This is a genomic window from Bacteroides sp. AM16-13, assembly GCF_003602705.1.
Taxonomy (GTDB): domain Bacteria; phylum Bacteroidota; class Bacteroidia; order Bacteroidales; family Bacteroidaceae; genus Bacteroides; species Bacteroides xylanisolvens.
Genome location: NZ_QTLK01000002.1, coordinates 214180 through 240440, shown reverse-complemented (window position 1 = coordinate 240440; position 26261 = coordinate 214180). Strand labels below are relative to the sequence as shown.

Annotated in this window: 14 protein-coding genes; all 14 read left to right on the top strand. The window is 41.2% G+C overall.

Annotated elements, in window-relative coordinates; translation table 11 throughout:
- The first annotated feature begins 48 nt into the window (after positions 1-48).
- The 14 genes from DW173_RS02335 (at position 49) to DW173_RS02265 (ending at position 26235) form a co-directional block, all read left to right on the top strand.
- Positions 49-1377, top strand: coding sequence for an MFS transporter (locus DW173_RS02335; RefSeq protein ID WP_004306233.1), 1329 nt, complete (start codon positions 49-51; stop codon positions 1375-1377).
- Positions 1378-1393: 16 nt separating this feature from the next.
- Complete coding sequence (locus tag DW173_RS02330) at positions 1394-2362, top strand: 1,4-beta-mannosyl-N-acetylglucosamine phosphorylase (protein ID WP_004318517.1); 969 nt, start codon at positions 1394-1396, stop codon at positions 2360-2362.
- Between the two features lie 7 nt (positions 2363-2369).
- Positions 2370-4643: a GH92 family glycosyl hydrolase gene (locus DW173_RS02325; protein WP_120143610.1), complete on the top strand. Its 2274-nt coding sequence runs from the start codon at positions 2370-2372 to the stop codon at positions 4641-4643.
- A 301-nt stretch (positions 4644-4944) separates the two neighbouring features.
- Positions 4945-5838: a sugar phosphate isomerase/epimerase family protein gene (locus tag DW173_RS02320; RefSeq protein WP_120143608.1), complete on the top strand. Its 894-nt coding sequence runs from the start codon at positions 4945-4947 to the stop codon at positions 5836-5838.
- Between the two features lie 159 nt (positions 5839-5997).
- Positions 5998-7434, top strand: a complete 1437-nt coding sequence (locus DW173_RS02315) for a DUF4992 family lipoprotein (protein ID WP_008640536.1) — start codon at positions 5998-6000, stop codon at positions 7432-7434.
- Positions 7435-7463: 29 nt separating this feature from the next.
- The gene (locus DW173_RS02310; protein WP_008640535.1) at positions 7464-10850 is read left to right on the top strand and encodes a SusC/RagA family TonB-linked outer membrane protein; all 3387 of its coding nucleotides are present in this window, start codon (positions 7464-7466) and stop codon (positions 10848-10850) included.
- 12 nt (positions 10851-10862) lie between these two features.
- Complete coding sequence (locus tag DW173_RS02305) at positions 10863-13055, top strand: RagB/SusD family nutrient uptake outer membrane protein (protein WP_004311798.1); 2193 nt, start codon at positions 10863-10865, stop codon at positions 13053-13055.
- A gap of 447 nt (positions 13056-13502) precedes the next feature.
- Entirely contained in the window at positions 13503-14357 is an 855-nt protein-coding gene (locus DW173_RS02300; RefSeq protein WP_004311799.1) for a DUF6261 family protein, read from the top strand.
- 326 nt (positions 14358-14683) lie between these two features.
- Positions 14684-16423 (top strand): thrombospondin type 3 repeat-containing protein, encoded by a 1740-nt coding sequence (locus DW173_RS02295; protein WP_008640526.1) that lies wholly within the window; start codon positions 14684-14686, stop codon positions 16421-16423.
- 2 nt (positions 16424-16425) lie between these two features.
- Positions 16426-17094, top strand: a complete 669-nt coding sequence (locus DW173_RS02290) for a DUF3826 domain-containing protein (protein WP_008775771.1) — start codon at positions 16426-16428, stop codon at positions 17092-17094.
- Between the two features lie 205 nt (positions 17095-17299).
- Entirely contained in the window at positions 17300-18223 is a 924-nt protein-coding gene (locus DW173_RS02285; RefSeq protein WP_004300482.1) for a glycoside hydrolase family 43 protein, read from the top strand.
- A 31-nt stretch (positions 18224-18254) separates the two neighbouring features.
- A complete protein-coding gene (locus tag DW173_RS02280) occupies positions 18255-21575 on the top strand; it encodes an MGH1-like glycoside hydrolase domain-containing protein (RefSeq protein ID WP_120143607.1) in 3321 nt (1106 codons plus the stop codon).
- A 272-nt stretch (positions 21576-21847) separates the two neighbouring features.
- A complete protein-coding gene (locus DW173_RS02270) occupies positions 21848-24682 on the top strand; it encodes a glycoside hydrolase family 78 protein (protein ID WP_158593283.1) in 2835 nt (944 codons plus the stop codon).
- A 200-nt stretch (positions 24683-24882) separates the two neighbouring features.
- Positions 24883-26235: a glycoside hydrolase family 28 protein gene (locus tag DW173_RS02265; RefSeq protein WP_120143603.1), complete on the top strand. Its 1353-nt coding sequence runs from the start codon at positions 24883-24885 to the stop codon at positions 26233-26235.
- Positions 26236-26261 lie beyond the last annotated feature (26 nt).

The following is a 26261-nucleotide window of genomic DNA, read 5'->3' as shown; positions in this document are numbered from 1 at the left end:
TATAGATGGGTCAGAAAAATGAATTTTTTCATCTATATACTATGATTTATGCAACAGAATAAAACTGCTTCTCAACGAAAAACTATTAACCCGGCTTGCTGGGTACCTACTGCTTATTTTGCAATGGGACTTCCCTTTATTGCTATTAATCTGGTTTCTGTTTTCATGTTTAAGGATCTTGGAATTTCGGATACGCAAATTGCATTCTGGACTTCTCTGATTATGATGCCTTGGACACTGAAATTTTTGTGGAGTCCTTTTCTTGAAATGTATCGGACGAAAAAATTCTTCGTATTGATTACAGAATTATTGAGTGGTGTATTGTTTGGAGTAGTAGCCTTTTCTTTGTTTTTCGATTACTTTTTCGCCATAAGTATCTCTACGATGGCAGTGATTGCCTTTAGTGGAGCAACGCACGATATTGCTTGTGATGGTGTATATATGGCTGAATTGAACAAAGAAGATCAGGCAAAATATATCGGAGTGCAGGGTGCTTTTTATAATGTAGCCAAATTGGTTGCTAATGGAGGATTAGTTGCTATGGCAGGAGCATTGGCAGAGCACTTCGGAGCAATAGAAGGTGCTTCGATAGATGCTAACAAAGGAGCGTATTCATCTGCATGGATGATTATTTTCGGCGTAATTGCGGCAATAATGGTACTGATCGGTATTTATCATATAAAAATGTTACCTTCTACACAGGTTCCGTCAACAACAAAGAAAACTGCATCGGAGGTTGGGCACGAATTGGTAGCAGTCATTGCTAACTTCTTTACTAAAAAGCATATTCTTTATTACATCTGTTTTATTATTTTATATCGTTTGGCAGAAGGCTTTATCATGAAAATAGCTCCGCTGTTTTTACGTGCTTCAAGGGATGTAGGCGGCTTAGGACTGTCGTTAACAGAGATCGGCACGCTAAATGGTATCTTTGGTTCTGCTGCTTTCGTTTTAGGCTCATTGTTGGCAGGTATTTATGTTTCTAAGTTCGGATTGAAAAAGACACTATTTACTCTCTGCTGTATTTTTAATCTTCCGTTTGTAGCCTATACTTTTTTGGCAGTTGCACAGCCTACTAATGTATATCTGATCGGAACTTGTATAACAATGGAATATTTTGGTTATGGCTTTGGTTTTGTCGGACTGACGTTGTTTATGATGCAACAGATTGCTCCAGGCAAACATCAAATGTCACATTACGCATTTGCTTCAGGAATCATGAATCTGGGAGTGATGCTTCCGGGAATGGTTAGTGGTTATCTTAGTGACTTATTAGGATATCGTAATTTCTTTATCTATGTGTTAATTGCAACTATTCCAGCTTTTCTGATTACTTATTTCATACCTTTCACGTATGATGACTCAAAAAATAAATAATATAAAATCAACGATTATGAATAAAATTCAAATTCCTTGGGAAGATCGTCCTGTCGGATGTACGGACGTTATGTGGCGTTACTCACAAAATCCAGTTATCGGACGTTATCATATTCCTTCATCTAATAGTATTTTCAATAGTGCTGTTGTTCCTTTTGAGGATGGTTTTGCAGGCGTATTCCGTTGTGATAACAAAGCTGTACAGATGAATATCTTTGCAGGTTTTAGTAAGGACGGAATTCATTGGGATATCAATCATGAACCTATTCAGTTTAAAGCAGGTAACACGGAAATGATTGAGTCGGAATATAAATACGATCCTCGTGTTACATGGATTGAAGACCGTTATTGGGTGACTTGGTGTAATGGCTATCATGGCCCTACGATTGGTATTGCCTATACTTTTGACTTTAAGGAGTTTTTCCAGTGCGAAAATGCTTTCTTGCCTTTCAATCGTAATGGTGTACTTTTCCCGCAGAAGATCGATGGCAAGTATGCGATGTTGAGTCGTCCCAGTGATAATGGACATACTCCGTTTGGCGATATATACATCAGCTATAGCCCGGATATGAAATATTGGGGTGAACACCGCTGTGTAATGAAAGTGACTCCTTTCCCGGAAAGCGCTTGGCAGTGTACAAAGATTGGTGCAGGTTCAGTTCCTTTCCTTACAGATGAAGGCTGGTTGCTGTTCTATCACGGTGTAATCACTACTTGTAATGGTTTCCGTTACGCTATGGGAGCTGCCATATTGGATAAAGATCATCCGGAAAAAGTTCTTTACCGTACACGTGAATATCTGATAGGTCCGGCTGCTCCTTACGAACTTCAGGGTGACGTTCCTAATGTAGTATTCCCCTGTGCTGCTTTGCAAGATGGTGAACGTGTTGCTGTTTATTATGGTGCGGCAGATACTGTGGTAGGTATGGCCTTCGGATATATAAAAGAGATTATCGATTTTACGAAACGAACGAGTATCATTTAATAAAGATATGAAACGTATTATATTAACTTACACACTTGCTTTTTCCCTTCTTTCCGCCTATGCGGGGGAAGGGGGGAGCCCTCCCCTTAAAAATACGGATAAAAGTCTTTTGATAGATTATGTGGATCCTTTTATCGGAACTACAAATTTCGGAACGACCAATCCGGGAGCGATTTGCCCCAATGGTATGATGTCTGTGGTTCCTTTCAATGTGATGGGATCTTCCGAAAACACATACGATAAAGATGCCCGATGGTGGTCTACGCCTTATGAATATACAAATTGTTTCTTTACCGGATATGCTCATGTGAATTTGAGTGGAGTCGGTTGTCCGGAATTAGGTTCTTTATTATTGATGCCTACTACCGGAGAACTGAATGTGGATTATAAAGAATATGGTAGTAAGTATAAGGATGAACAGGCCTCACCGGGCTATTATTCTAATTATCTGACTAAATATAATGTAAAAACAGAAGTTTCGGCTACTCCGCGTAGCGGTATTGCCCGGTTTACTTTCCCAAAAGGGAAAAGCCACATCCTGCTGAATCTGGGTGAGGGGTTAACGAATGAGAGTGGCGCTATGCTTCGTCGTGTAAGCGATAGCGAAGTGGAAGGAGTCAAACTACTTGGTACATTTTGTTATAATCCTCAAGCTGTATTCCCTATTTACTTTGTATTGCGGGTTAAAAAGAATCCTTCTGCAACAGGGTATTGGAAGAAACAACGTCCGATGATGGGGGTTGAGGCTGAATGGGATAAGGATCAGGGAAAGTATAAACTTTATACTCGCTACGGAAAAGAAATAGCAGGAGATGACATTGGTACTTATTTCTCCTTCGATACAGAAGAAGGTGAACAAGTAGAAGTACAAATGGGAGTTTCTTTTGTAAGCATAGAAAATGCCCGTTTGAATCTGGATCGTGAACAGGCTGGAAAGGATTTTGAGAAGATTCATGCGGAAGCACGTTCCAAATGGAATGATGACTTGTCACGCATAACAGTGGAAGGTGGTACAGATGCCCAAAAGACTGTGTTTTATACAGCGCTTTATCATTTGCTGATTCATCCTAATATTTTGCAGGATGTAAACGGAGAATATCCGGCAATGGAAAGTGATAAGATCCTGACAACCAAAGGTGATCGCTATACCGTATTTTCTCTTTGGGATACCTACCGCAATGTTCATCAATTGTTGACCTTGGTTTATCCGGAACGTCAGATGGAAATGGTGCGCACAATGCTTGATATGTATCGTGAACATGGATGGTTGCCTAAGTGGGAATTATATGGCAGAGAAACATTGACAATGGAAGGTGATCCGAGTATTCCGGTAATTGTAGATACCTGGATGAAAGGTTTGCGTGACTTTGATGTTGATTTGGCTTATGAGGCAATGTACAAATCTGCTACGTTACCGGGGGCGGAAAACTTGATGCGTCCTGATAATGATGATTATATGTCTAAAGGATATGTACCCCTTCGTGAACAGTATGACAATTCCGTCTCTCATGCATTGGAATATTATATTGCCGATTTTGCATTGTCTCGTTTTGCAGCTGCTTTAGGTAAAAAGAAAGATGCAGAGATGTTCTATAAACGTTCTTTAGGATACAAACATTATTATAGTAAAGAATTTGGTACTTTCCGTCCGATTCTCCCCGATGGAACGTTTTATAGCCCGTTTAATCCGAGACAAGGAGAGAACTTTGAACCGAATCCCGGTTTCCATGAAGGTAGTTCCTGGAATTATACGTTCTATGTACCACATGATGTATATGGCTTGGCGAAATTAATGGGGGGAAAGAAACCTTTTATTGATAAACTACAAATGGTTTTTGACAAAGGACTTTACGACCCGGCAAATGAACCGGATATTGCTTATGCTCATTTATTCTCATACTTTAAAGGTGAAGAATGGCGTACGCAGAAAGAGACGCAGCGTTTATTAGATAAGTACTTTACAACAAAACCTGATGGTATTCCAGGAAATGATGATACGGGAACGATGTCTTCCTGGGCTATTTTCAATATGATCGGTTTTTATCCGGATTGTCCCGGACTGCCCGAATATACATTGACGACTCCGGTCTTTAATAAGGTAACGATCCGGTTAGATCCGAAATGGTATAAAGAGAACGAACTGGTGATTGAAACCAATCGGACTCAACCAGGAGCTTTATATATTGATAAGGTACTATTGAATGGCAAGAAGTTCAATAAATATCATATCACACATGATGAACTTGTTCACGGCAAATATTTAAAGTTTGATTTGAAATAACACACAGTGTTTCATAGGTATCGTTTTTGGGTTGACAGGGCTGTCGGACTTCTTATAGTTCGGCAGCCTATTTTTTTACATTTATTTCTGTTATTACTTCATCGGAAATAGTGACGGTATATGCTTGGGATAGTGACGGTATCGGACCAAGATAGCGTCACTATTTGTCTTGGATACCGTCACTATCTTACTTTTATTAAATTATACTCCGTAGTATTTTTAGTTATTCTCTGTTTTATAGGTGATTACAAAAATCTATTCCGTACGTCTACTATGTAAATCGTATGCAATAAAATAAAAAATGAGAAGAAATTTATTTAAACATATCCTTTGGATATTGATACTTGCAGAGTGTTTTCCTCTATTGGCAATTGCCGGATCGCAGCAAAAGGAACAACGTTATAAAATAGCCGTATGTGACTGGATGATTCTGAAACGTCAGAAAATCGGTTCATTCCAATTGGTACATGAATTGAATGGTGACGGTGTAGAATTGGATATGGGTGGTCTTGGCAAGAGGGAAATGTTTGATAATAAATTGCGCGAGCCCCATTTCCAGCAGTTATTTCGTGAAACTGCTCAAAAATATCAATTAGAAGTTTCTTCTATTGCTATGTCCGGTTTCTATGGACAGTCTTTTCTGGAGCGGGTTAATTATAAAGATTTAGTTCAGGATTGCCTTCATGCCATGAAAGTGATGAATGCCAAAGTAGCCTTTCTTCCTTTGGGAGGAATCAAAGCCGGATGGGAAAAGATTCCGGCACTACGGACAGAAGTTGTAAAACGCTTGAAGGAGGTAGGAGATATGGCAGCTTCTGAAGGAGTGGTGATTGGTATTGAAACTCAACTGGATGCAAAAGGAGATGTGAAACTACTGAAAGAAATTAATTCTCCCGGAATCAAGATCTATTTTAAATTTCAAAATGCATTGGAGAATGGAAGGGATTTGTGCAAGGAGTTGAAGATTCTGGGGAAAAAGAGGATTTGCCAGATTCACTGTACGGACACAGATGGAGTGACTTTACCTTATAATGAACGATTGGACATGAATAAGGTGAAAAAGACACTGGATAAGATGGGATGGAGTGGATGGCTGGTGGTAGAACGTTCGCGTGACAAGAATGACGTGCGGAACGTGAAAAAGAATTATGGTACGAATATTAAGTATTTGAAAGAGGTGTTTCAACAGAGATAGGAGGATATTATGATATAGTTAAGAGAGAAAAAAGTGCAAAATCTATTTTTTTATTCTTTTAAGTGATTACATATTTTTTGATTGTACGTCTTTCCTTAAAAGAACTTTTAGATTTTGAAGATATAATATATTATTTTTGTTTAAATTAAAATTTAATCTATGAAGAGTAAGATGAAGATTAAAATGAAAGTTGTCGGGAGCATAGCTTGTTTATCGATGATTTTATTTATGGGCTCTTGTGCTGGAGATGGTTTTGATGAAGAAACCTTCTCCGGTGGCGTGACGAATACGCAATTGGATTCGCCGAAAGCATCGGATGTGGCTTTTGAAAAACTGGCTACAACTGAAAATAATGTAAAAGTTACTTGGTCTGTTGTTATGGGGGCAGGTGGTTATAAATTTTCTATGTACATTGTAGATGACCCTGATCATCCTGTAGCTGTAGTGAAGGACAGTATTGTAGACGGGACGGCTGTAGTATGTCCTTGGGTAGAAGATACGAACTATAAGGTTGAGATTGCAGCATTGGGGAATGAAAAGTTGAATAATACAGCTTCCGTTTCCGCCACTGAAATCAGTTGGTCTACACTTGTTGCCGCAACGCTTGTTCCTAATGGTACAGACTTGACTACATATTTTGCTGAACATCCGGTGACTACGGGAAAAGATACAGAAGTTGCTTTCGAACTGGAAGCAGGAGGGACGTATTATATTTCAGGAGATTTGAACTTTGGCGTAAATAATGTACAGTTGCGCGGAAATAAAACACGCGGGAATGCGAATGTGAAATTCACTGCTCCGGCTTCTATTATTACTTGTGGTGGAGGATTAGCCTTGAAGTTTATCAACTTTGATTGTGATGTAGTGACAGATGGGGCTTTTTTAAAGTTTGGTGATGTTCCGGAAGAGATATTGGATACAAAGAGAACCGATCATGGAAAAGTAACTAATCCTATGGTTATTCAATCTTGCAATATCAAGGCTGTTAGAAAATACTTAGTTCACATTAACGGAAAGAAGTATGGTATTCAAAATTTTGCAATCAGAAATTGTGTAATAGATTGCTATCAAGCTGCTGACCTGATAAACTTTAACTCTAGCAGTTCGATTGTGAAAGACTTCGAAATAAGTAACTCTACGATTTATAGTCATAACCAAAACGGTTCTCGTTTTTTACGTTATGGAGGTGGACAAACAACCAGTTATGATGGTTGGTCAAGAGGATCGATGACATTTATAAGCAATACATTCTATAATCTCTCCTATTCCGGACAGAGTTTTAATGGCAATGGTTGGTCACAGACACATAATGAGGTAATTTCAAAGAACAATTTGTTTATTGACTCATTTTCGGGAAATTTCAATCGTCGTATAAGAATGCAGGGTACAAAGGTAGCTGCAACTTTTGAAAATAACTGTTATTGGTACAATGGCGCATTGCCACTGGATGAGACTTCAAATCGTGCGGATGGTGATAAGAGCAATTCTGCTTATGGCGTGGATCCGGGATTCGCTGATGCTGCAAACGGTGATTTTACTCCGAGTGCTCCCGAAGTATTTGCTCATGGTAGTGGCGACCCGCGTTGGTTAAATTAAAAAGATAATAAATCTAGAATACGATAAAGATGAAACATAAGAATATATATAGAATCAGTATCAGCCTGCTTCTAGCTTTTGTGATGGCTTTGCCGACAATAGCACAGAATACTAAAACATTCAAAGGAGTTGTGCTGGATGAGACCGAGCAACCTATTATTGGAGCTGCCATAAAGGTTGTAGGAACAACAGTGGGAACAATAACGGATTTAGATGGAAATTTCACATTGAATGTTCCTGATGGTAAGGAAGTGGAAATCTCTTATATAGGATATGTACCACAACGTTTTTCTGCTCCATTCAAATTGACAAAGATCATCTTGAAGGAAGATACGCAGCAATTGGATGAAGTTGTAGTTGTGGGTTATGGTACGCAGAAGAAAGCGCATTTGACTGGTGCTATCGCCACTGTTCCCGTTGATGATATTCAGGATATTTCAAGTGGAAGTTTGGCCAGTACATTGAGCGGTTTGGCAAATGGTATCTCTGTAAACGGAGGTGATACTCGTCCGGGACAAAACGCTACGATTACTATTCGTCAGAATGGTGAGTTGGAAGAAATGGGAGGTACCAACCTGCAGCCATTGTATGTTATTGATGGTTACATTTATCCTACGGAAGTAAAAGTGGGAAGTACTTATACTAATTTGGGTGCGGAAGCGTTTAACAACTTAGATCCATCAGTTGTGGAAAGTATTTCTATCTTGAAGGATGCTTCTGCAGCAGTTTACGGTGCTCGTGCAGCAAATGGTGTTATTCTGGTAACCACAAAAAAGGGAAAGTTAGGTGCGCCTAAAATTTCATATAATGGAACATTTGGTATTACAGATGAAGTATCTCGTCCTAAGATGTTGAATGCGTATGAGTATGGCAAGTTATGGAATGCAGTACGTATGGCTGACCCGACGGAGACAAGTATTGATCCGTTAAGAGCTATTTTTCAGCAGGATGAGTTGAATGCCATGAAAAGTTTGCACTATGATTTACTGGATAAATATTGGGAATCCGCATTGACGCAGCAGCATAGTGTAAACCTGAGCGGTGCTACTGAAAAAGCCAGTTATTTTGCCGGAATTTCTTATTTTGATCAGGATGGTAACTTAGGTAAGCTGGATTACAATCGTTGGAATTACCGTGCTGGTGTAGATGTGAAAATCAGCAAGTGGATAAAAGCGAATGTACAGGTCTCCGGTGATTATGGAAAGAAAAATACTCCTCTGAATCAGGTCGGAGGTTCGTCTGCAGAGAAAGATTACAATACGCTGTTGACACATCCTTATTATATTCCCGAATATGTGGGTGAATATGCGGTAGCTGCTTACGGTCCTACTAATTCATCGGTAAGTAATATTCAGAATTACAATTTCAATGTACTTCAGAATAATGGCGACTATAAACGAAACATGACATCAAACATGAATATTAATGCCGGGTTGGAATACGATTTCGGATGGAATAAATGGTTGAAAGGACTGAAATTGAAGTTTACTTATTCGAAGAGTGTCAATACGAATAAGACAAATGATTATGGTACTTCTTATAATCTTTATTATTTGGAGACTCGTTCTGGTAGTGGAGAACATTTGTATACTCCAATTGAAGGAGCGGATAACAGTGCATTTGAAAATACTAGTTTTTATTTGGCAAATAGTGGAAAACCGGTGGTTAACTCCAGTACAAGTGATATTACTGGATATTTGTCTCGTTCCATGACTCGTTCGGATAACTATCAGATGAACTTTACTGCAGCATATAATAGGGATTTCGGACTACATTCTGTAGGAGGTTTATTCTCCATTGAAAAGTCTGAATCAGAAACAGAATATTTGTACGGTATGGTTACTAACCCATACGAATTTACGACAGGACAATCTAATTCGGTAGACTGGAATAGTACTCCTAGTACAGAATTCACTCGTTTTGAGTCGGGTAATTTATCTTATATCGGTCGTTTGAATTATTCTTATGATAACAAATATTTACTGGAGTTCCTGCTTCGTTCGGATTCTTCCACCAAGTTTGCTCCTGAAAATTATTGGGGATTTTTCCCGTCAGTATCTGCTGGTTGGGTGGTTTCACAAGAAGAATGGTTTACTAAGAACGTTACATGGATTGATTACTTAAAGTTGCGTGCATCTTTTGGTTTGACCGGTCGTGATAATACAACAGCATGGCAATGGTTGCAGACTTACGGAACAGATAAGGATAAAGGGCCAGTATTTGGCACTAGTACAGAGGCCAATGCCGGTAGTCACCTCACAATGAATAAAAACAATGCAGCAATCAATCGGGATGCTCATTGGGATAAATCTTATAAAGGTAATTTGGGGCTTGATTTCAATGTTCTCGATAATCGTTTATCATTCAATATTGACGCTTACTATGAATGGAACCGTGAGATGTTGCTTAGTTATAATGCCTCTGTTCCATCTACAGTGGGAGCTAATTCTGCGAAAGTGAATTATGGAGAATTGAATACTTATGGTATCGAACTGTCTGCTACATGGAGAGACAAGATAGGTAAGGATTTTAAGTATAAAATTCAGTTGAACACCGGGTATAGTGATAATGAGATTTTGGTAAGAGACTGGGATCAGAAGCCTACTTATAAGAGCTATAAGAAGGGTGATCGTTTGGATCAAGGCATCTGGGGTATGCAGTGTATCGGTATGTTCCGCAGCTATCAGGATATTGACGAGTATTTTGCCAAGTACAATATTACTTCCTATATGGGTAACGTTAAAGAAGATGTAAAACCGGGTATGTTGATTTATAAAGACGTGCGTGGAGCCAGACAAGATGATGGTACATACGCCGGACCGGATGGTGTGGTTAGCTCTGAAGATGACCAGGTGCGGTTGTCCAACCGAAGCAATCCTTACAGCATGACAATGAACCTGAACGCAGAATGGAAGGGGCTTTCTTTGACAGCTCAGTTTAATGCGAGCTGGGGTGGTTATAGTTTCTTGCCTGATGATGCAATTTCTTTAGGAAACCAAGGAACATCGGCTAATAAGTATAATGATTTGGAATATGCAAATATGCCTTCGTTCTGGACTACAGACAATATGTTTGTGTATAACGACGTAGTAGATGCAGCAGGTAATGTAGTGGTGAAAGCCAATCGCAATGGAAAATATCCGAACTTGAGATGGGGCAGCGTGAATGCAGTAACTTCTTCTTTCTGGAGAGTAAGCGGAACACGTGTCAAACTGAATCGCGTTACATTAGCTTACCGTATACCGTCAAAATATACAAAAATGATAGGTATCGAAAGTTGCCGTTTTAACATTACAGGACAGAATCTATTAAGTTTCTATAATCCTTATCCGGATAATTTTATTGATCCGATGACTACTTATGGGAATTATCCTACCCTGCGTAAATTCACGATTGGTGTTAATTTAACATTCTAAAAGAACAGTAAAATGAAAAGAAAAAATATATTCCGTATCAGCGTAGCTTTTTGGGCGATGACTGCGTTTACTTCTTGTAGCGACCAGTTCATGCAAGACAAGCAGAACTTTGACAGCACTACTGCCGATGCTTATAATTATTGGAGTGGTGCACTGGGACGTGTAGCAGATGTTTATAGAGTATGTCTGCCAGATCCTAAGGCTACTCCCAGTTCAATGTATAACAGTACCGGTTTAGCAGACGACCAATCTAAGTCGACTGAAGAATATAGTGGATTCAGTGCTTTTGTCGATCCACTCAAGCCGTTGACTTATCAAACCGGAAATAATCCTGTACCTGATTACTTTGAAGGAACGAAAGGTGATCCTATAACTTCCGCTTATGGACGTATTCGTAATATTAATGATGTCATTGCAGGCATTGAAGGAAGCACGCTTTCGCAGGAAGAAAAGAATGAGTTGTTAGGGCAGGTTTACTTCTTTCGTGCATGGTGCTATTATAATTTGGTGAAATGGTATGGTGGTGTGCCCATCATTACGGAAGTACAGGAACCTGTTGAAAGTTCTGTTGTTCCCCGTTCTTCCGCAAAGGATTGTTTCAAATTTATTTGTGACGATTTGGAGAGAGCTGAAACATTGTTAGCACCTTTTACGGGAGCCGGACAATGGATGTCTGGTGATAATTACGGTCGTGTTACTTCCGGTACAGCAGTGGCTTTGTTGGGTCGAGTACGTGTACTATATGCCAGTCCGTTATTTAATCGCTCCAATGATTTGTCTCGTTGGACACAGGCTTACAATGATATAAAAAGATCTATTGACGTGCTGACAGCTGCCGGATATGGCTTGGCTAATGAAAGTAATCCCGGTGTGAACGCTTCCGGTTGGGCTAATCTTTTTACTGAAGTGCCGAGTCAAGAAGCTGTATTTGTAACGCTACACAACACGCTGACGGAAGGAGTTCCTGATTATCGTAAGAATAATACATGGGAAAATGGCATCCGGCCGTACAATGCTAGAGGAGGAGGTGGCAAAACACCTTCCGCCATGTTGGTAGATATGTTTCCTATGTCTGACGGCAAGATACCTGCAACTTGTGAAACATACAATACGTTAACTAAATCAGATATACCTTATTATCGCGAATTTCCTTTCGTCGATCGTGATCCGCGCTTCTATCGTACATTCGCTTTCCCGGGAGTTCGTTGGTCGTTTGTCGGTAATCCTACGACACAAGGGAACCGATACCCGCACAATGGTCCTGATTATGAACTTTGGAACTATACCTGGTATACGGATGCAGCTTATGTAGATGATATTGAAGCCAATAGCAGTGTGACCTATGGCGCTGATGGTCTCCTTAATGATGTAAAAGGTTTTTATGTACGTAAACGCTCTGATGACAGAGATGTGAATGCTATTGCCCGTTATGTCTATGATGAAAAGTCCGGGGGATTCACACGTTCTGCCGCGCCGTATATGGAGATTAGATATGCGGAAGTATTACTTAATTATGCAGAAGCAGCATGTAATGCGGGTGAGATGGGAGTTGCCGTTGATCAATTACAAAAAATCCGTGCTCGTGTTGGTTATAAAGCTGAAAATAATTATGGATTGGAAGCAGGTTTGGACGGTGACCAAGCTAAATGTATGGCAGCTATCATGTATGAACGTCAAATTGAATTGGCATACGAAGGAAAACGTTTCGATGATATGCGTCGCTGGATGTTGTTTGATGGCGGCATAGAACTTCCTGAAGGTGCGCCTGCTACTTGGAAACTGACTGGCTGGGGTGGAAACACATGTACATATCTTGGTTTTAAGCCACTCAACGGACAACGTCGCGAGAATCTTGAATTCCGTACAACTGTAAACGGTGGCATTGGTGGAACAAATGTTGACGACGATCCGTTAGTAAAAGCTGGAATTACCCGTCCGGCTGCAATGGATTTGAGAAAGGATCTTGCCAGCGAACAGGATAGGCTGAAAGAATTTTATTCAAATTATTTGACCCGTAAGACAAAGAAAGGCGATTCTTATGATGATAGCCATTCTCCATTGTATATCGCGTTCCTTCCAAGGTATTATATCCTTGGTTTCCATCAAGGTATCCAGGGTAATAATAGTACATTGCTGCAAACCATCGGCTGGGGAGATTACAACAACGGTGGCGCAAACGGTACTTTTGACCCGCTGGCTGAATAAAAAACTCAACTTCCTTCGATAAGAACCCTGCATTTCGGTGCAGGGATAATTACATCGGAGATGAATCACAGGATGCTTCGGCATCGAAAACCATAGAAATTCACCGGTTCCTCCCTCTTTTCTTTGAGAAGACGGCAGGAATTGGTGAATTTTTGTTCGTTAAATCAGCTGATTTTAGTTATCTTTGCCTTCGCAAACTTCTCAAAACGCTTCCCCAAGCCTGCTGAATGCCTGCAAACTTCCAGAAACGCTTTCCCAAGCTTGTAAAATGCCGGAAAACTTTTTAAATCGCTTTTGCAAGCTTGAAAAACGCCTGCAAATTTTAAAAAATGCTTTCACAGGTATGCAAAACGTCCGCGAATTTACAGCAACCATTTCGCGGGCTTGTCCGGACTTCGAATTTTTCAGAGATAGATAGAACAAGTATGAATCCCGAAAGAAAAAATTATGGGAAGTTATCAAAAAGCAGACGGTATCACACTGTCACAACTGAACAACACTGAGTACACCAATTTCATGAATCGTGTGCTGACACTCCTCACCGCAGGAAGTATTTCCAAACTGACAGTAACAAACATCGTGAACAGCATCAAGCCGAAGTTGGTACAAATGGAAGACCTGGTGAACCGTTCCACGGCCAACGCCGAAACAAAGGATTTACTGAAACTGGATGCCGAACGCGATTCGTATGTCAGTTATTTGTTGGCTACTGTCCGTGCGGCCAAAAACTCACCGTTGGCAGCGCAACGAGATGCATATAATACCTTGGAAATCACGGTGCGCCCTTATACCGGACTGGCACGCATGCGCAATATGGAGGAAACGGCAGCCATCAGCGGACTACTGCTTGATTTCCGCAAGGAAGCCGTGAAAACCGCCGTTACGGCACTCAATTTGGATGCCATATTAACGGCACTCGAAACCGCCAATAAAAACTATTCGGCACTGACAGACGCCCGTTCCGTTACTCGTACAGCAGAATCGGTTGCGGACTCAAAGACTGTGCGTGCGCAGCTTGATTCACTCTACGATGACTTGGTGATGCACATAACCGCTGTCAATATACTGACTCCCTCCATAACGGAAGCTTCAGCGTTTCTTACTGCTCTCAACCAAGTCATAGCCGAAACAAAAGCTGCTTATAATCGTCGTAAAGGTATTACGGCTCCCTCAAAGCCTTCCGGAGGCAACGGAACGATAACGCCTGGTGAAGGTGAAGCTCCCGATCCTGATGAAGGCGGTGGAGTAACTCCTCCTTCCGGTGGCAGCGACAGTGGCGAAGCTCCCGATCCGGCTCTCTGACGGCAGCTAATAGAAGAGAAAATGTGAAAAGAGGGAATCTTAAGATTCCCTCTTTTCTTTTACACCAAGCTATTCCGGTTATTCGGATTTCGTGTGTGACACATTCCTTCCTTCGTCGTTTTTTCTTCCGATAGAGAAATGACCGGCAGAAAAAGACACTTTTCAGCAAAGTGATTCTCGATAGTACTACACGGACCATTGGAGACTGGAAAGTCGTTTCTCTCCCCCGCATTTGATAAAAGATCATCATCACTGATTACAAATCTTTTCTTCTTTCGTCTTATTATTGTATTTTTGAATTAACAACTTCACAAAACCAAATAAAAATGAAGAAGAAACAGGTACTTTTAGCAGTTTTTGCTGCAACAATGTTGACTCCGACCGTTGCATGGGCGCAATACCCACAAATATCTGGCGAAGCCAAAGAAAACTATACAAAAATGATGACTGAAGAGCGGAAACGCTCTGATGAAGCATGGGCAAAAGCGTTGCCGATAGTACAAAAAGAAGCTAGAGAAGGACGTCCATATATTCCTTGGGCTGGTCGTCCGTACGATTTGCCACAGGCTGATATCCCTTCATTCCCAGGTGCTGAAGGTGGTGGTATGTACAGTTTCGGTGGTCGTGGAGGTAAAGTGATAACTGTCACAAATCTGAATGATCGTGGACCGGGCTCTTTCCGTGAAGCATGTGAAACTGGTGGTGCACGTATTATCGTATTTAATGTTGCCGGTATCATCCGTCTGGAATCTCCGATTATCGTCCGTGCTCCTTACGTAACTATTGCCGGACAAACAGCTCCGGGAGACGGTGTTTGTATTGCTGGAGAATCATTTTGGGTAGATACACATGATGTGGTGGTACGTCACATGCGTTTCCGTCGTGGAGAAACGAAAGTATGGCATCGTGATGACTCTTTCGGAGGTAACCCTGTTGGTAATATAATGATCGACCACTGCTCCTGTACGTGGGGATTGGATGAAAACATTTCTTTCTATCGCCACATGTACGACCCGAGTGAAGGACAATATGAAAGCAAAGACTTGAAACTTCCTACTGTAAACGTAACTATTCAAAATACTATCTCGGCAAAAGCGTTGGATACGTACAATCATGCGTTTGGTAGCACGTTAGGTGGTGAGAACTGTGCATTTGCCCGTAACCTTTGGGCTAGTAACTCCGGACGTAATCCTTCTATCGGCTGGAATGGCATATTCAATTTCGTTAATAATGTAGTATTCAATTGGGTGCACCGTTCTTCCGATGGTGGTGATTATACCGCGATGTTCAATATGATTAACAACTACTACAAACCGGGACCTGCTACTCCTAAGGATTCCAATGTAGGACATCGTATCTTGAAACCGGAAGCAGGACGTAGTAAGCTGGATCATAAAGAATATGGGCGAGTATATGCCGACGGAAATATAATGGAAGGCTATCCTGAAATAACTAAAGACAACTGGAATGGCGGTATTCAGATTGAAACTCAACCAAACACTGACGGATATACTGAATACATGCGTAGCTATAAGCCGTTCGAGATGCCGTATATCAATATCATGGGGGCTAAAGATGCTTATGACTATGTATTGAAACATGTAGGTGCGAATATTCCTTGTCGTGATATTGTTGACGAACGCGTGATTGAAGAAGTAAGAACAGGTATTCCTTATTATGAAAAGAAACTTCCTAAAGACGCTTATGGTGACTTGACAGGTTTGTCTCCTAAGTCAATGGGAGAAGACGGACAGTTCAAGTATCGTCGTTTGCCGAAAGATTCTTATAAGCAGGGTATTATTACTGATGTTCGCCAGATGGGGGGGTATCCTGAATACAAAGGTACTCCTTATGTTGATACAGACAAAGATGGTATGCCGGACGAATGGGAAATTGCTAACGGATTAAATCCGAACGATCCGAGTGATGCCAATAAAGACTGTACTGGTGACGGATATACGAATATTGAAAAATATATCAACGGTATCAGCACAAAGCATAAAGTAGATTGGAGAGATATGAAGAACAACTACGATACATTGGCTGAAAAAGGAAAATTAATGTAATTATGAAAAAGATACTGATACTATCATTGCTTTTTATTTCCGGTTGGATGTCTGCACAGGCAGTCGACTTAAATAAAGAGAATCGTGATCCTGAATATGTAAAATCTATTGTCAGCCGGTCACAAAAGATCGTTGATAAACTCGGACTTACAGATGCGAAAACAGCCGAAGATGTTCGCAATGTCATAGCCAATCGTTACTTCGAATTAAATGATATTTATGAGGTGCGGGATGCGAAAGTCAAGAAAGTAAAAGAATCCGGGTTGACTGGTGAGGCTAAAAATGAAGCTTTGAAAGCTGCGGAAAATGAAAAAGATGCGGCGCTATATCGTTCACATTTCGCTTTTCCTGCCAATTTATCTCTCTTTCTTGATGAAAAGCAAATAGAAGCTGTTAAAGATGGCATGACTTATGGAGTAGTAAAAGTGACTTATGACTCACATCTGGACATGATTCCTACTTTGAAAGAAGAAGAAAAAGCTCAAATCTATGCTTGGTTGATAGAGGCTCGTGAATTTGCGTTGGATGCAGAAAATTCGAATAAGAAACACGCTGCTTTCGGAAAATACAAAGGACGTATCAATAACTATCTGGCTAAACGTGGATATGACCTGAAGAAAGAACGAGAGGAATGGTATAAACGTATAAAAGCCCGTGGAGGTTCTATATAATTAAAAAATAAGATACTATAAAAAGAAGTGAAATTCTTTCCCATTGTAAATGGTTAGTTTGTTTGATGGTGGAAAGGGTGGCTCGGAGAGTCGCCCTTTTATCGTATATAAATTTTGAATCTATTGATTCTTCTAGTATATTTGAGTACAAACGGCGCTTTCCATCGTCTCCTCTGTATAAAAGATACAAATATAGAATATAGAAATGAAAAAGTTAAGAAATACATTAGCCGCAATAAGTCTTCTGTTTCTGGCTTCTTGTGGGGGGAACAAAGACTACTACATGTTCACTTCGTTTCATGAACCGGCTGATGAGGGGTTGAGATACTTATATAGTGAGGACGGAATTCACTGGGACAGTATTCCGGGAGTTTGGCTAAAGCCGGAACTGGGACAGCACCAGCTCATGCGGGATCCCTCGATGGTACGTACTCCGGATGGAACCTACCATTTGGTCTGGACTACAAGTTGGAAAGGTGATTTAGGATTTGGCTACGCACATTCCAAAGATCTGATCCATTGGTCGGAACAACAGATGATTCCTGTAATGGCAGACGAACCGACTACTATTAATGTATGGGCTCCGGAAATTTTCTATGACGACGAGAACGATCAGTTTATGGTCGTATGGGCTTCCTGTGTCCCCGGGCGTTTCGAAAAGGGGATAGAAGAAGAGAATAATAATCATCGTTTATACTATATCACTACAAAAGATTTTAAAACCGTCTCGAAAGCAAAACTTTTGTATGATCCGGGATTCAGTACCATTGATGCCGTTATCGTGAAACGGGCAAAGAATGACTATGTAATGGTACTCAAGGATAACACCCGACCGGAACGTAATCTGAAAATCGCTTTTTCCGATTCTATGACCGGTCCTTATTCGCCCGCATCCCAACCTTTCACTGAATCCTTTGTAGAAGGACCGTCTGTAGAGAAAGTGGGAGACGATTATCTAATCTATTTTGATGTATATAAGAAAAAAATATATGGCGCTATGCGTACGAAGGATTTCCGGAACTTTACAGATGTAACAGAAGAGGTAAGCATCCCTGTAGGGCATAAGCATGGAACCATATTTACGGCTCCGGAATCAGTCGTAAAAGCATTGCTGGAAGAAAAGAAATAAACCCGGAAACAATTTTAAATCAGAATAAATCATGAACAACTCTGCTAAAATTCTTTTTGTACTGGCTGCCGGTTGGTTGACTACTACAGCCTTTGCACAAGATAGAATTCATTATACAGGAAAAGAATTATCGAACCCTGCTTGTCACGACGGACAACTGTCTCCGGTAGTCGGAGTACATAACATTCAGTTGGTACGTGCCAATCGTGAACATCCCGATGCTTCGAACGGCAATGGATGGACGTATAATCATCAGCCGATGCTGGCTTATTGGAATGGACAGTTTTTCTATCAATACCTGGCAGATCCTTCTGACGAACACGTACCGCCTTCACAGACTTTTCTGATGACATCGAAGGATGGATATCGCTGGACAAATCCGGAAATTGTGTTTCCTCCTTATCAAGTTCCCGATGGATACACCAAAGAGTCTCGTCCGGGTGTGCAGGCCAAAGATCTGATTGCCATTATGCACCAGCGTGTCGGATTCTATGTTTCTAAATCCGGCAAGCTGATTACAATGGGAAATTATGGAGTTGCTTTGGATAAAAAAGATGATCCCAATGATGGAAACGGTATTGGCCGGGTGGTTCGTGAAATAAAGAAAGACGGTTCTTACGGACCGATCTATTTCATTTATTATAATCATGGATTTAATGAAAAGAATACTGATTATCCGTATTTTAAGAAAAGCAAGGATCGTGAGTTTGTGAAGGCTTGCCAGGAAATTCTTGACAATCCGCTGTATATGATGCAGTGGGTGGAAGAAGCCGACCGTGAAGATCCTATTCTCCCGCTGAAGAAAGGATACAAAGCATTCAATTGTTATACATTGCCGGATGGACGTATTGCCAGTCTTTGGAAACATGCGCTTACCTCTATCAGTGAGGATGGCGGACATACTTGGGCAGAGCCTGTGCTTCGTGCAAAAGGTTTCGTTAATAGCAACGCGAAAATTTGGGGACAGCGTTTAAGTGATGGTACATACGCTACTGTATATAATCCGTCGGAATTTCGTTGGCCGCTGGCTATATCTTTGAGTAAAGATGGATTGGAATATACAACATTGAATCTGGTGCATGGTGAAATCACTCCCATGCGTTATGGAGGAAATTATAAATCATACGGTCCTCAATATCCACGTGGTATTCAGGAAGGCAATGGGGTACCTGCCGATGGTGATTTGTGGGTTTCTTACAGTGTGAACAAGGAAGATATGTGGATTTCCCGTATTCCTGTCCCGGTGGAAATAAATGCTTCAGCACATGCGGATGATGATTTCTCTAAAAATAAATCAATTGCGGAACTGACTGACTGGAATATTTATTCTCCGGTTTGGGCCCCTGTTTCTTTGGAGGATCAATGGTTGAAGTTGCAGGATAAAGATCCGTTTGATTATGCCAAAGTGGAACGTAAAATTCCGGCTTCTAAAGAATTGAAAGTATCATTTGATTTGAAAGCCGCCCAGAATAATAAAGGCACACTCCAGATTGAATTTCTGGATGAGAATGGAATAGCCTGTTCTCGTATGGAACTTACTGATGATGGCATTTTCCGATTGAAAGGCGGCTCCCGGTTTGCAAATATGATGAAATATGAAGCAGGAAAGATTTATCATGTAGAAGCAGTCCTTTCTACTGTTGATCGTAATATTCAAGTATATGTAGATGGCAAGAGAGTAGGGTTGCGTATGTTCTATGCGCCCGTGGCTGCTGTGGAGCGAATCGTATTCCGTACTGGCGTACCTCGTACATTCCCGACTGTAGATACTCCTGCCGACCAGACTTATGATTTGCCGAATGCAGGTGCACAAGATCCATTGGCTGAATATGGCATTGCCAATGTAAAAACATCTTCTACAGATAAGGATGCGTCTTCTGCTTTTTTAAAGTATGCTGACTTCAGTCATTATGCAGACTATTTCAACGGTATGGAAGACGAAAATGTTGTTCAGGCAATTCCCAATGCAAAGGCTTCGGAATGGATGGAGGAAAATATTCCTTTGTTCGAGTGTCCGCAACATAACTTTGAAGAAATGTATTATTATCGTTGGTGGTCATTGCGTAAGCATATCAAAGAGACTCCTGTTGGCTATGGCATGACCGAGTTTCTCGTTCAGCGTTCTTATTCAGATAAATATAATTTGATTGCTTGTGCTATTGGACATCACATTTATGAAAGCCGTTGGTTGCGTGATCCGAAATATTTGGATCAGATTATTCATACATGGTATCGTGGCAATGATGGCGGTCCGATGAAGAAAATGGATAAGTTCAGCTCATGGAACGCAGATGCTGTTTTGGCTCGTTACATGGTAGATGGTGATAAGGACTATCTGCTGGATATGAAGAAAGATCTGGAAACCGAATACCAGCGTTGGGAACGTACGAACCGTTTGAAGAACGGATTGTATTGGCAGGGTGACGTACAGGATGGTATGGAAGAATCAATCAGTGGCGGACGGAGGAAGAAATATGCCCGGCCGACAATCAATAGTTATATGTATGGCAATGCTAAAGCACTTTCATGTATAGGAATTCTTTCCGGTGATGAGGGGATGGCTATGAAATATGGCATGAGAGCGGATACTTTGAAAAATCTGGTAGAAAATGAATTGTGGAATACACGTCATCAGTTTTTTGAAACGATGCGTACGGACTCTTCTGCAAATGTGCGTGAAGCAATCGGATATATTCCCTGGTATTTCAACCTGCCGGATACCACCCAAAAGTATGAAATTGCCTGGAAAGAAATTATGGATGAAAAAGGCTTTTCTGCTCCTTATGGACTGACAACCGCAGAACGTCGTCATCCGGAATTTCGTACACGTGGAGTAGGCAAGTGTGAGTGGGACGGTGCTATCTGGCCGTTTGCTTCCGCACAGACATTGACAGCAATGGCTAACTTTATGAATAATTATCCGCAGACTGTATTGTCTGACAGTGTATATTTCCGTCAGATGGAATTGTATGTGGAATCACAGTACCATCGTGGTCGTCCCTATATTGGTGAATATTTGGATGAGATGACCGGTTATTGGCTGAAAGGAGATCAGGAACGTAGCCGTTATTATAATCATTCCACTTTCAACGACCTGATAATTACAGGATTGATCGGACTTCGTCCACGTTTGGATAATACGATTGAAGTGAACCCCTTAATTCCTGCCGACAAGTGGGATTGGTTCTGCCTGGATAATGTATTATATCATGGTCATAATCTGACGATTCTTTGGGATAAGAATGGTGATCGCTATCATTGCGGAAAAGGATTGCGCATTTTTGTAGATGGTAAGGAAGTAGGGCAGGCGAATACATTGACAAAAATCGTTTGTGAAAATGCACTTAAATGATAATTTTGCGGAGTGCCCTGAAAGGGCTTAATTATATAGCGTAGGGCAACGCCCTACGCAAAAACGACAATCTGAATTTGCGCCCTGAAAGGGCATAATTGGATACAGTTCCGCCCTTTCAGGGCTTGTGGCTGGTGTGTTTTTTTCGTAGGGCGTTGCCCTACGCTATATAATTAAGCCCTTTCAGGGCATCCCAATAAATATATAATTGTAAGGCTTTCAGCCTAACCGATAAATTCTCATTTATCGAACAAATAAAAGATACTTGAAAAATGAAATTCAAAAAGATTCTTCTTTCATTGCTAATTTGTTTGTCTTGTTTTGTACAGGCGAAGAATATAACCATCAGTCGTCTTACCTGTGAGATGCAGGAGGGACTGGTAGTGGTCGAAGGTTCACCCCGTTTGGGCTGGGTGATGGAATCGCCGGAAAATGGGACACGACAATCGGCCTATGAGATTGATATTCGGGAAGCTTTTACAGGGCGTTCCGTTTGGAATAGTGGGAAGGTTTATTCTTCGCAGAGCCAGTTAGTTTCTACAAAGGGGGCAGATATACGTCCTGATAACTCATTTAATTATAGTTGGCGCGTTCGTGTTTGGGATGAAACAGATACACCTTCCGAGTGGAGCAGTGAAGCGAAATTCCGGGCAGTACCCGAAAGATTATCTTCGGGGCAGTGGATTGGAGCTATTACCCGACAAAATGCTCATTTACCGGAAGGGCGTAAGTTCCACGGTGGAGAGCTGAAGAAACCGGAAGTGAAAGCTGCTTGGGAAGCAGTGGACACTTTGGCAAAGAAAAGTATTTGTTTGAGAAGAACATTCCAGGTAGGAGATGCGAAAGAAGGGGGTGCAAACCGTAAACCGGGCAAGAAAATAGTGGAGGCAACGGCATACGTTTGTGGTCTGGGATTCTATGAGTTTTCTTTGAATGGCAAAAAGGTGGGTAACAGTGAGTTTGCCCCATTGTGGAGTGATTATGATAAAACTGTTTACTATAACACATACGATGTGACGGAACAATTGCGGCGTGGTGAAAATGTCGTAGGAATCTTATTGGGGAATGGATTCTATAATGTGCAGGGGGGGCGTTATCGCAAATTACAGATCAGCTTTGGTCCTCCCACACTTTTATTTGAGCTGGTTATTAACTACGAAGATGGAACATGTACGACGGTTCATTCCGATAATAATTGGAAATATGATTTTAGTCCGGTAACCTTCAATTGCATATATGGAGGAGAAGATTATGATGCGCGTCGTGAACAGAAAGGATGGAATCAGATTGGCTTTGATGACAGTCATTGGCGTCCGGTAGTCATGCAGGAAGCTCCTAAAGGAATACTTCGTCCACAGATGGCGGCTCCGGTGAAAATCATGGAACGGTATGATATTCAAAAGGTAACCAAACTAAATGCGGACCAAGTTGCATCAGCTTCTGTATCAACTAAGAGAACAGTCGATCCTTCTGCTTTTGTGTTGGATATGGGACAGAATCTGGCTGGCTTTCCGGAAATAACAGTACGTGGCAAACGTGGTCAGAAAGTGACTTTGATTGTAGCCGAAGCATTGACAGAGGAAGGTGCTTGCAATCAGCGTCAGACAGGGCGTCAACACTATTACGAATACACTCTGAAAGGGGAAGGCGATGAAACCTGGCACCCTCGTTTCTCTTATTATGGTTTTAGATATATTCAGGTAGAGGGGGCTGTCTTAAAAGGACAGAAGAATCCGCAGAAATTGCCTGTATTAAAGAATATTCAATCCTGTTTCGTATATAATTCAGCCAAGAAAGTTTCCACTTTCGAATCATCCAACCGGATATTTAATGCTGCCCATCGATTGATCGAGAAAGCGGTTCGCAGCAATATGCAGTCTGTGTTTACGGATTGTCCGCATCGTGAGAAACTTGGGTGGCTGGAACAGGTACATCTGAATGGTACGGGTTTGTTGTATAACTATGATTTGACAGCATACGCTCCGCAGATTATGCAGAATATGGCAGATGCACAACATTCCAACGGGGCCATGCCGACAACTGCTCCGGAATACGTGATTTTTGAAGGTCCGGGTATGGATGCTTTTGCCGAATCTCCGGAGTGGGGTGGTTCTTTGGTTATTTTCCCTTTTATGTACTATGAGACTTATGGAGACGATTCATTGATTAAGAAATATTATCCGAATATGCGTCGTTATGTGGATTATCTCAAGACTCGTGCAGATAAGGGTATTCTTTCTTTCGGATTGGGAGACTGGTATGATTACGGAGATTTTCGTGCGGGATTCTCACGGAATACACCCGTTCCTTTGGTGGCTACTGCGCATTATTACATGACAGTCATGTATTTGGTACAAGCCGCGAAAATGGTAGGTAATGACTTTGACATTCGTTATTATACTTCGTTGGCACAGGATATAATGGTTGCATTTAATAAATGTTTTCTTCATAAAGATACGGCACAATATGGTACAGGAAGCCAATGTAGTAATGCGCTTCCGCTGTTCCTCCAAATGACGCAGGATGCAGATGAACAAGGTAACTACCGACCGGATGCAGATTTGAATGAGAAAGTATTCGCGAATCTGATAAAAGATGTGGAAGCACATGGCAACCGTTTGACTACCGGTGATGTGGGAAACCGTTATCTGATTCAGACATTGGCGCGTAATGGGGAACATGAACTTATTTATAAAATGTTCAATCATGAAGAAGCTCCCGGATATGGTTTCCAGTTAAAATTCGGCGCTACAACTTTGACCGAGCAATGGGACCCCCGTCAAGGTTCTTCCTGGAATCACTTTATGATGGGACAGATTGATGAATGGTTCTTTAATTCACTGGTCGGTATTCGTCCTTCTACCACTCCAAAACAAGGTTATCAGAAGTTCATCATCGCTCCCCAACCTGTGGGAGATTTGAAATATGTCAAAGCGTCGTATGAAACTTTATACGGTACTATTAATGTGGACTGGACTTGTGAGAATGGGACTTTCACTTTAAACGTGTCTGTTCCGGTGAATACTACCGCTGTCGTTTACCTCCCGGGCGAAAAAGAACCGAAAGAGATACAGAGTGGAACATATCAATTGGTTTGTGCAAAATAAAAGAACCTTTTTGTATATATTTGTAGAATTAAAAAACAATGTATTCATATAAAAAATCATGCAGCATGTTTATTTTAATCATGTAGCATGTTTGAAAAAAACATCTCAATGATTGTTTTCAAACATTGGGAAGAAAAAAAGATTCTATTAGCATGATTTTTTAGAAGGAAACGATGAAATATACTTTAATAATATCGATTATGAATTTACGAACAACTCTTATCGTCTTTCTTTGCTTCTGTGCAACCACAGTTCTTCGTGCCGAGCGTGTAGATATGCTGAAGGCCGGTGCAAAAGCAAATGGCAAGACTCTTAATACAAAGCTAATCAATTCAACAATTGACCGTTTGAACCGTGGTGGCGGAGGTACTCTTTTCTTTCCTGCCGGAATTTACCTGACGGGGAGTATCCATCTGAAAAGTAATATTACACTGGAGTTGGAAGCCGGAGCTACCTTGCTCTTTTCCGATAACTTTGATGACTATCTTCCTTTTGTCGAGGTTCGTCATGAAGGAGTGATGATGAAAAGTTTCCAGCCTTTGATTTATGCAGTAGATGCCGAGAATATTACGATCAAAGGAGAAGGAACTTTGGACGGACAAGGGAAGAAATGGTGGATGGAGTTCTTTCGTGTCATGATTGATTTGAAAGACAATGGTATGCGTGATGTGAATAAATATCAGCCAATGTGGGATGCAGCAAACGATACGACAGCAATTTATGCTGAAACGAACAAGGATTATGTAAATACATTGCAACGTCGCTTTTTCCGTCCTCCGTTCATTCAGCCCGTTCGTTGTAAGAAAGTAAAGATTGAAGGAGTGAAAATCATAAATTCTCCCTTCTGGACGGTCAATCCGGAGTTTTGTGACAATGTAACCATAAAGGGGATCACCATAGATAATGCGCCCTCACCAAATACGGACGGAGTGAATCCGGAATCCTGCCGCAATGTACATATCAGCGACTGCCATATATCAGTAGGAGACGATTGCATCACAATCAAGTCGGGAAGAGATGCGCAGGCCCGTCGTTTGGGAGTACCTTGCGAGAATATCACTATCACCAACTGCACCATGCTTTCCGGTCACGGAGGCGTTGTTATCGGCAGCGAGATGAGTGGGAGTGTGCGTAAAGTTACTATTTCCAATTGCGTGTTTGACGGAACAGATCGTGGAATCCGTATTAAGTCGACCCGTGGAAGGGGAGGAGTCGTTGAAGATATTCGTGTCAGCAACGTCGTAATGAGCAACATTAAACAGGAAGCTGTCGTATTGAATTTGAAATACAGTAAAATGCCTGTCGAACCTAAGAGTGAACGCACTCCGATATTCCGTAACGTACATATCAGCGGAATGACTGTGACAAACGTAAAGACTCCGATCAAAATAGTGGGCTTGGAAGAAGCGCCGATATCTGACATCGTTTTGCGTGATATTCACATTCAAGAAGGGAAACAGAAATGTATCTTCGAAAATTGTGAACGTATCACGATGGATGACGTAATCGTCAATGGTGAAGTAATTAAAAGCACCACAAATACTACAGATTAACACAGATTTTTAATTCGACTAAATTA

Bases quoted from the DNA above. Each gene is read 5' to 3' on its own strand.
- DW173_RS02335 (WP_004306233.1), top strand. From the start codon at position 49: ATGCAACAGAATAAAACTGCTTCTCAACGAAAAACTATTAACCCGGCT.
- DW173_RS02330 (WP_004318517.1), top strand. From the start codon at position 1,394: ATGAATAAAATTCAAATTCCTTGGGAAGATCGTCCTGTCGGATGTACG.
- DW173_RS02325 (WP_120143610.1), top strand. From the start codon at position 2,370: ATGAAACGTATTATATTAACTTACACACTTGCTTTTTCCCTTCTTTCC.
- DW173_RS02320 (WP_120143608.1), top strand. From the start codon at position 4,945: ATGAGAAGAAATTTATTTAAACATATCCTTTGGATATTGATACTTGCA.
- DW173_RS02315 (WP_008640536.1), top strand. From the start codon at position 5,998: ATGAAGAGTAAGATGAAGATTAAAATGAAAGTTGTCGGGAGCATAGCT.
- DW173_RS02310 (WP_008640535.1), top strand. From the start codon at position 7,464: ATGAAACATAAGAATATATATAGAATCAGTATCAGCCTGCTTCTAGCT.
- DW173_RS02305 (WP_004311798.1), top strand. From the start codon at position 10,863: ATGAAAAGAAAAAATATATTCCGTATCAGCGTAGCTTTTTGGGCGATG.
- DW173_RS02300 (WP_004311799.1), top strand. From the start codon at position 13,503: ATGGGAAGTTATCAAAAAGCAGACGGTATCACACTGTCACAACTGAAC.
- DW173_RS02295 (WP_008640526.1), top strand. From the start codon at position 14,684: ATGAAGAAGAAACAGGTACTTTTAGCAGTTTTTGCTGCAACAATGTTG.
- DW173_RS02290 (WP_008775771.1), top strand. From the start codon at position 16,426: ATGAAAAAGATACTGATACTATCATTGCTTTTTATTTCCGGTTGGATG.
- DW173_RS02285 (WP_004300482.1), top strand. From the start codon at position 17,300: ATGAAAAAGTTAAGAAATACATTAGCCGCAATAAGTCTTCTGTTTCTG.
- DW173_RS02280 (WP_120143607.1), top strand. From the start codon at position 18,255: ATGAACAACTCTGCTAAAATTCTTTTTGTACTGGCTGCCGGTTGGTTG.
- DW173_RS02270 (WP_158593283.1), top strand. From the start codon at position 21,848: ATGAAATTCAAAAAGATTCTTCTTTCATTGCTAATTTGTTTGTCTTGT.
- DW173_RS02265 (WP_120143603.1), top strand. From the start codon at position 24,883: ATGAATTTACGAACAACTCTTATCGTCTTTCTTTGCTTCTGTGCAACC.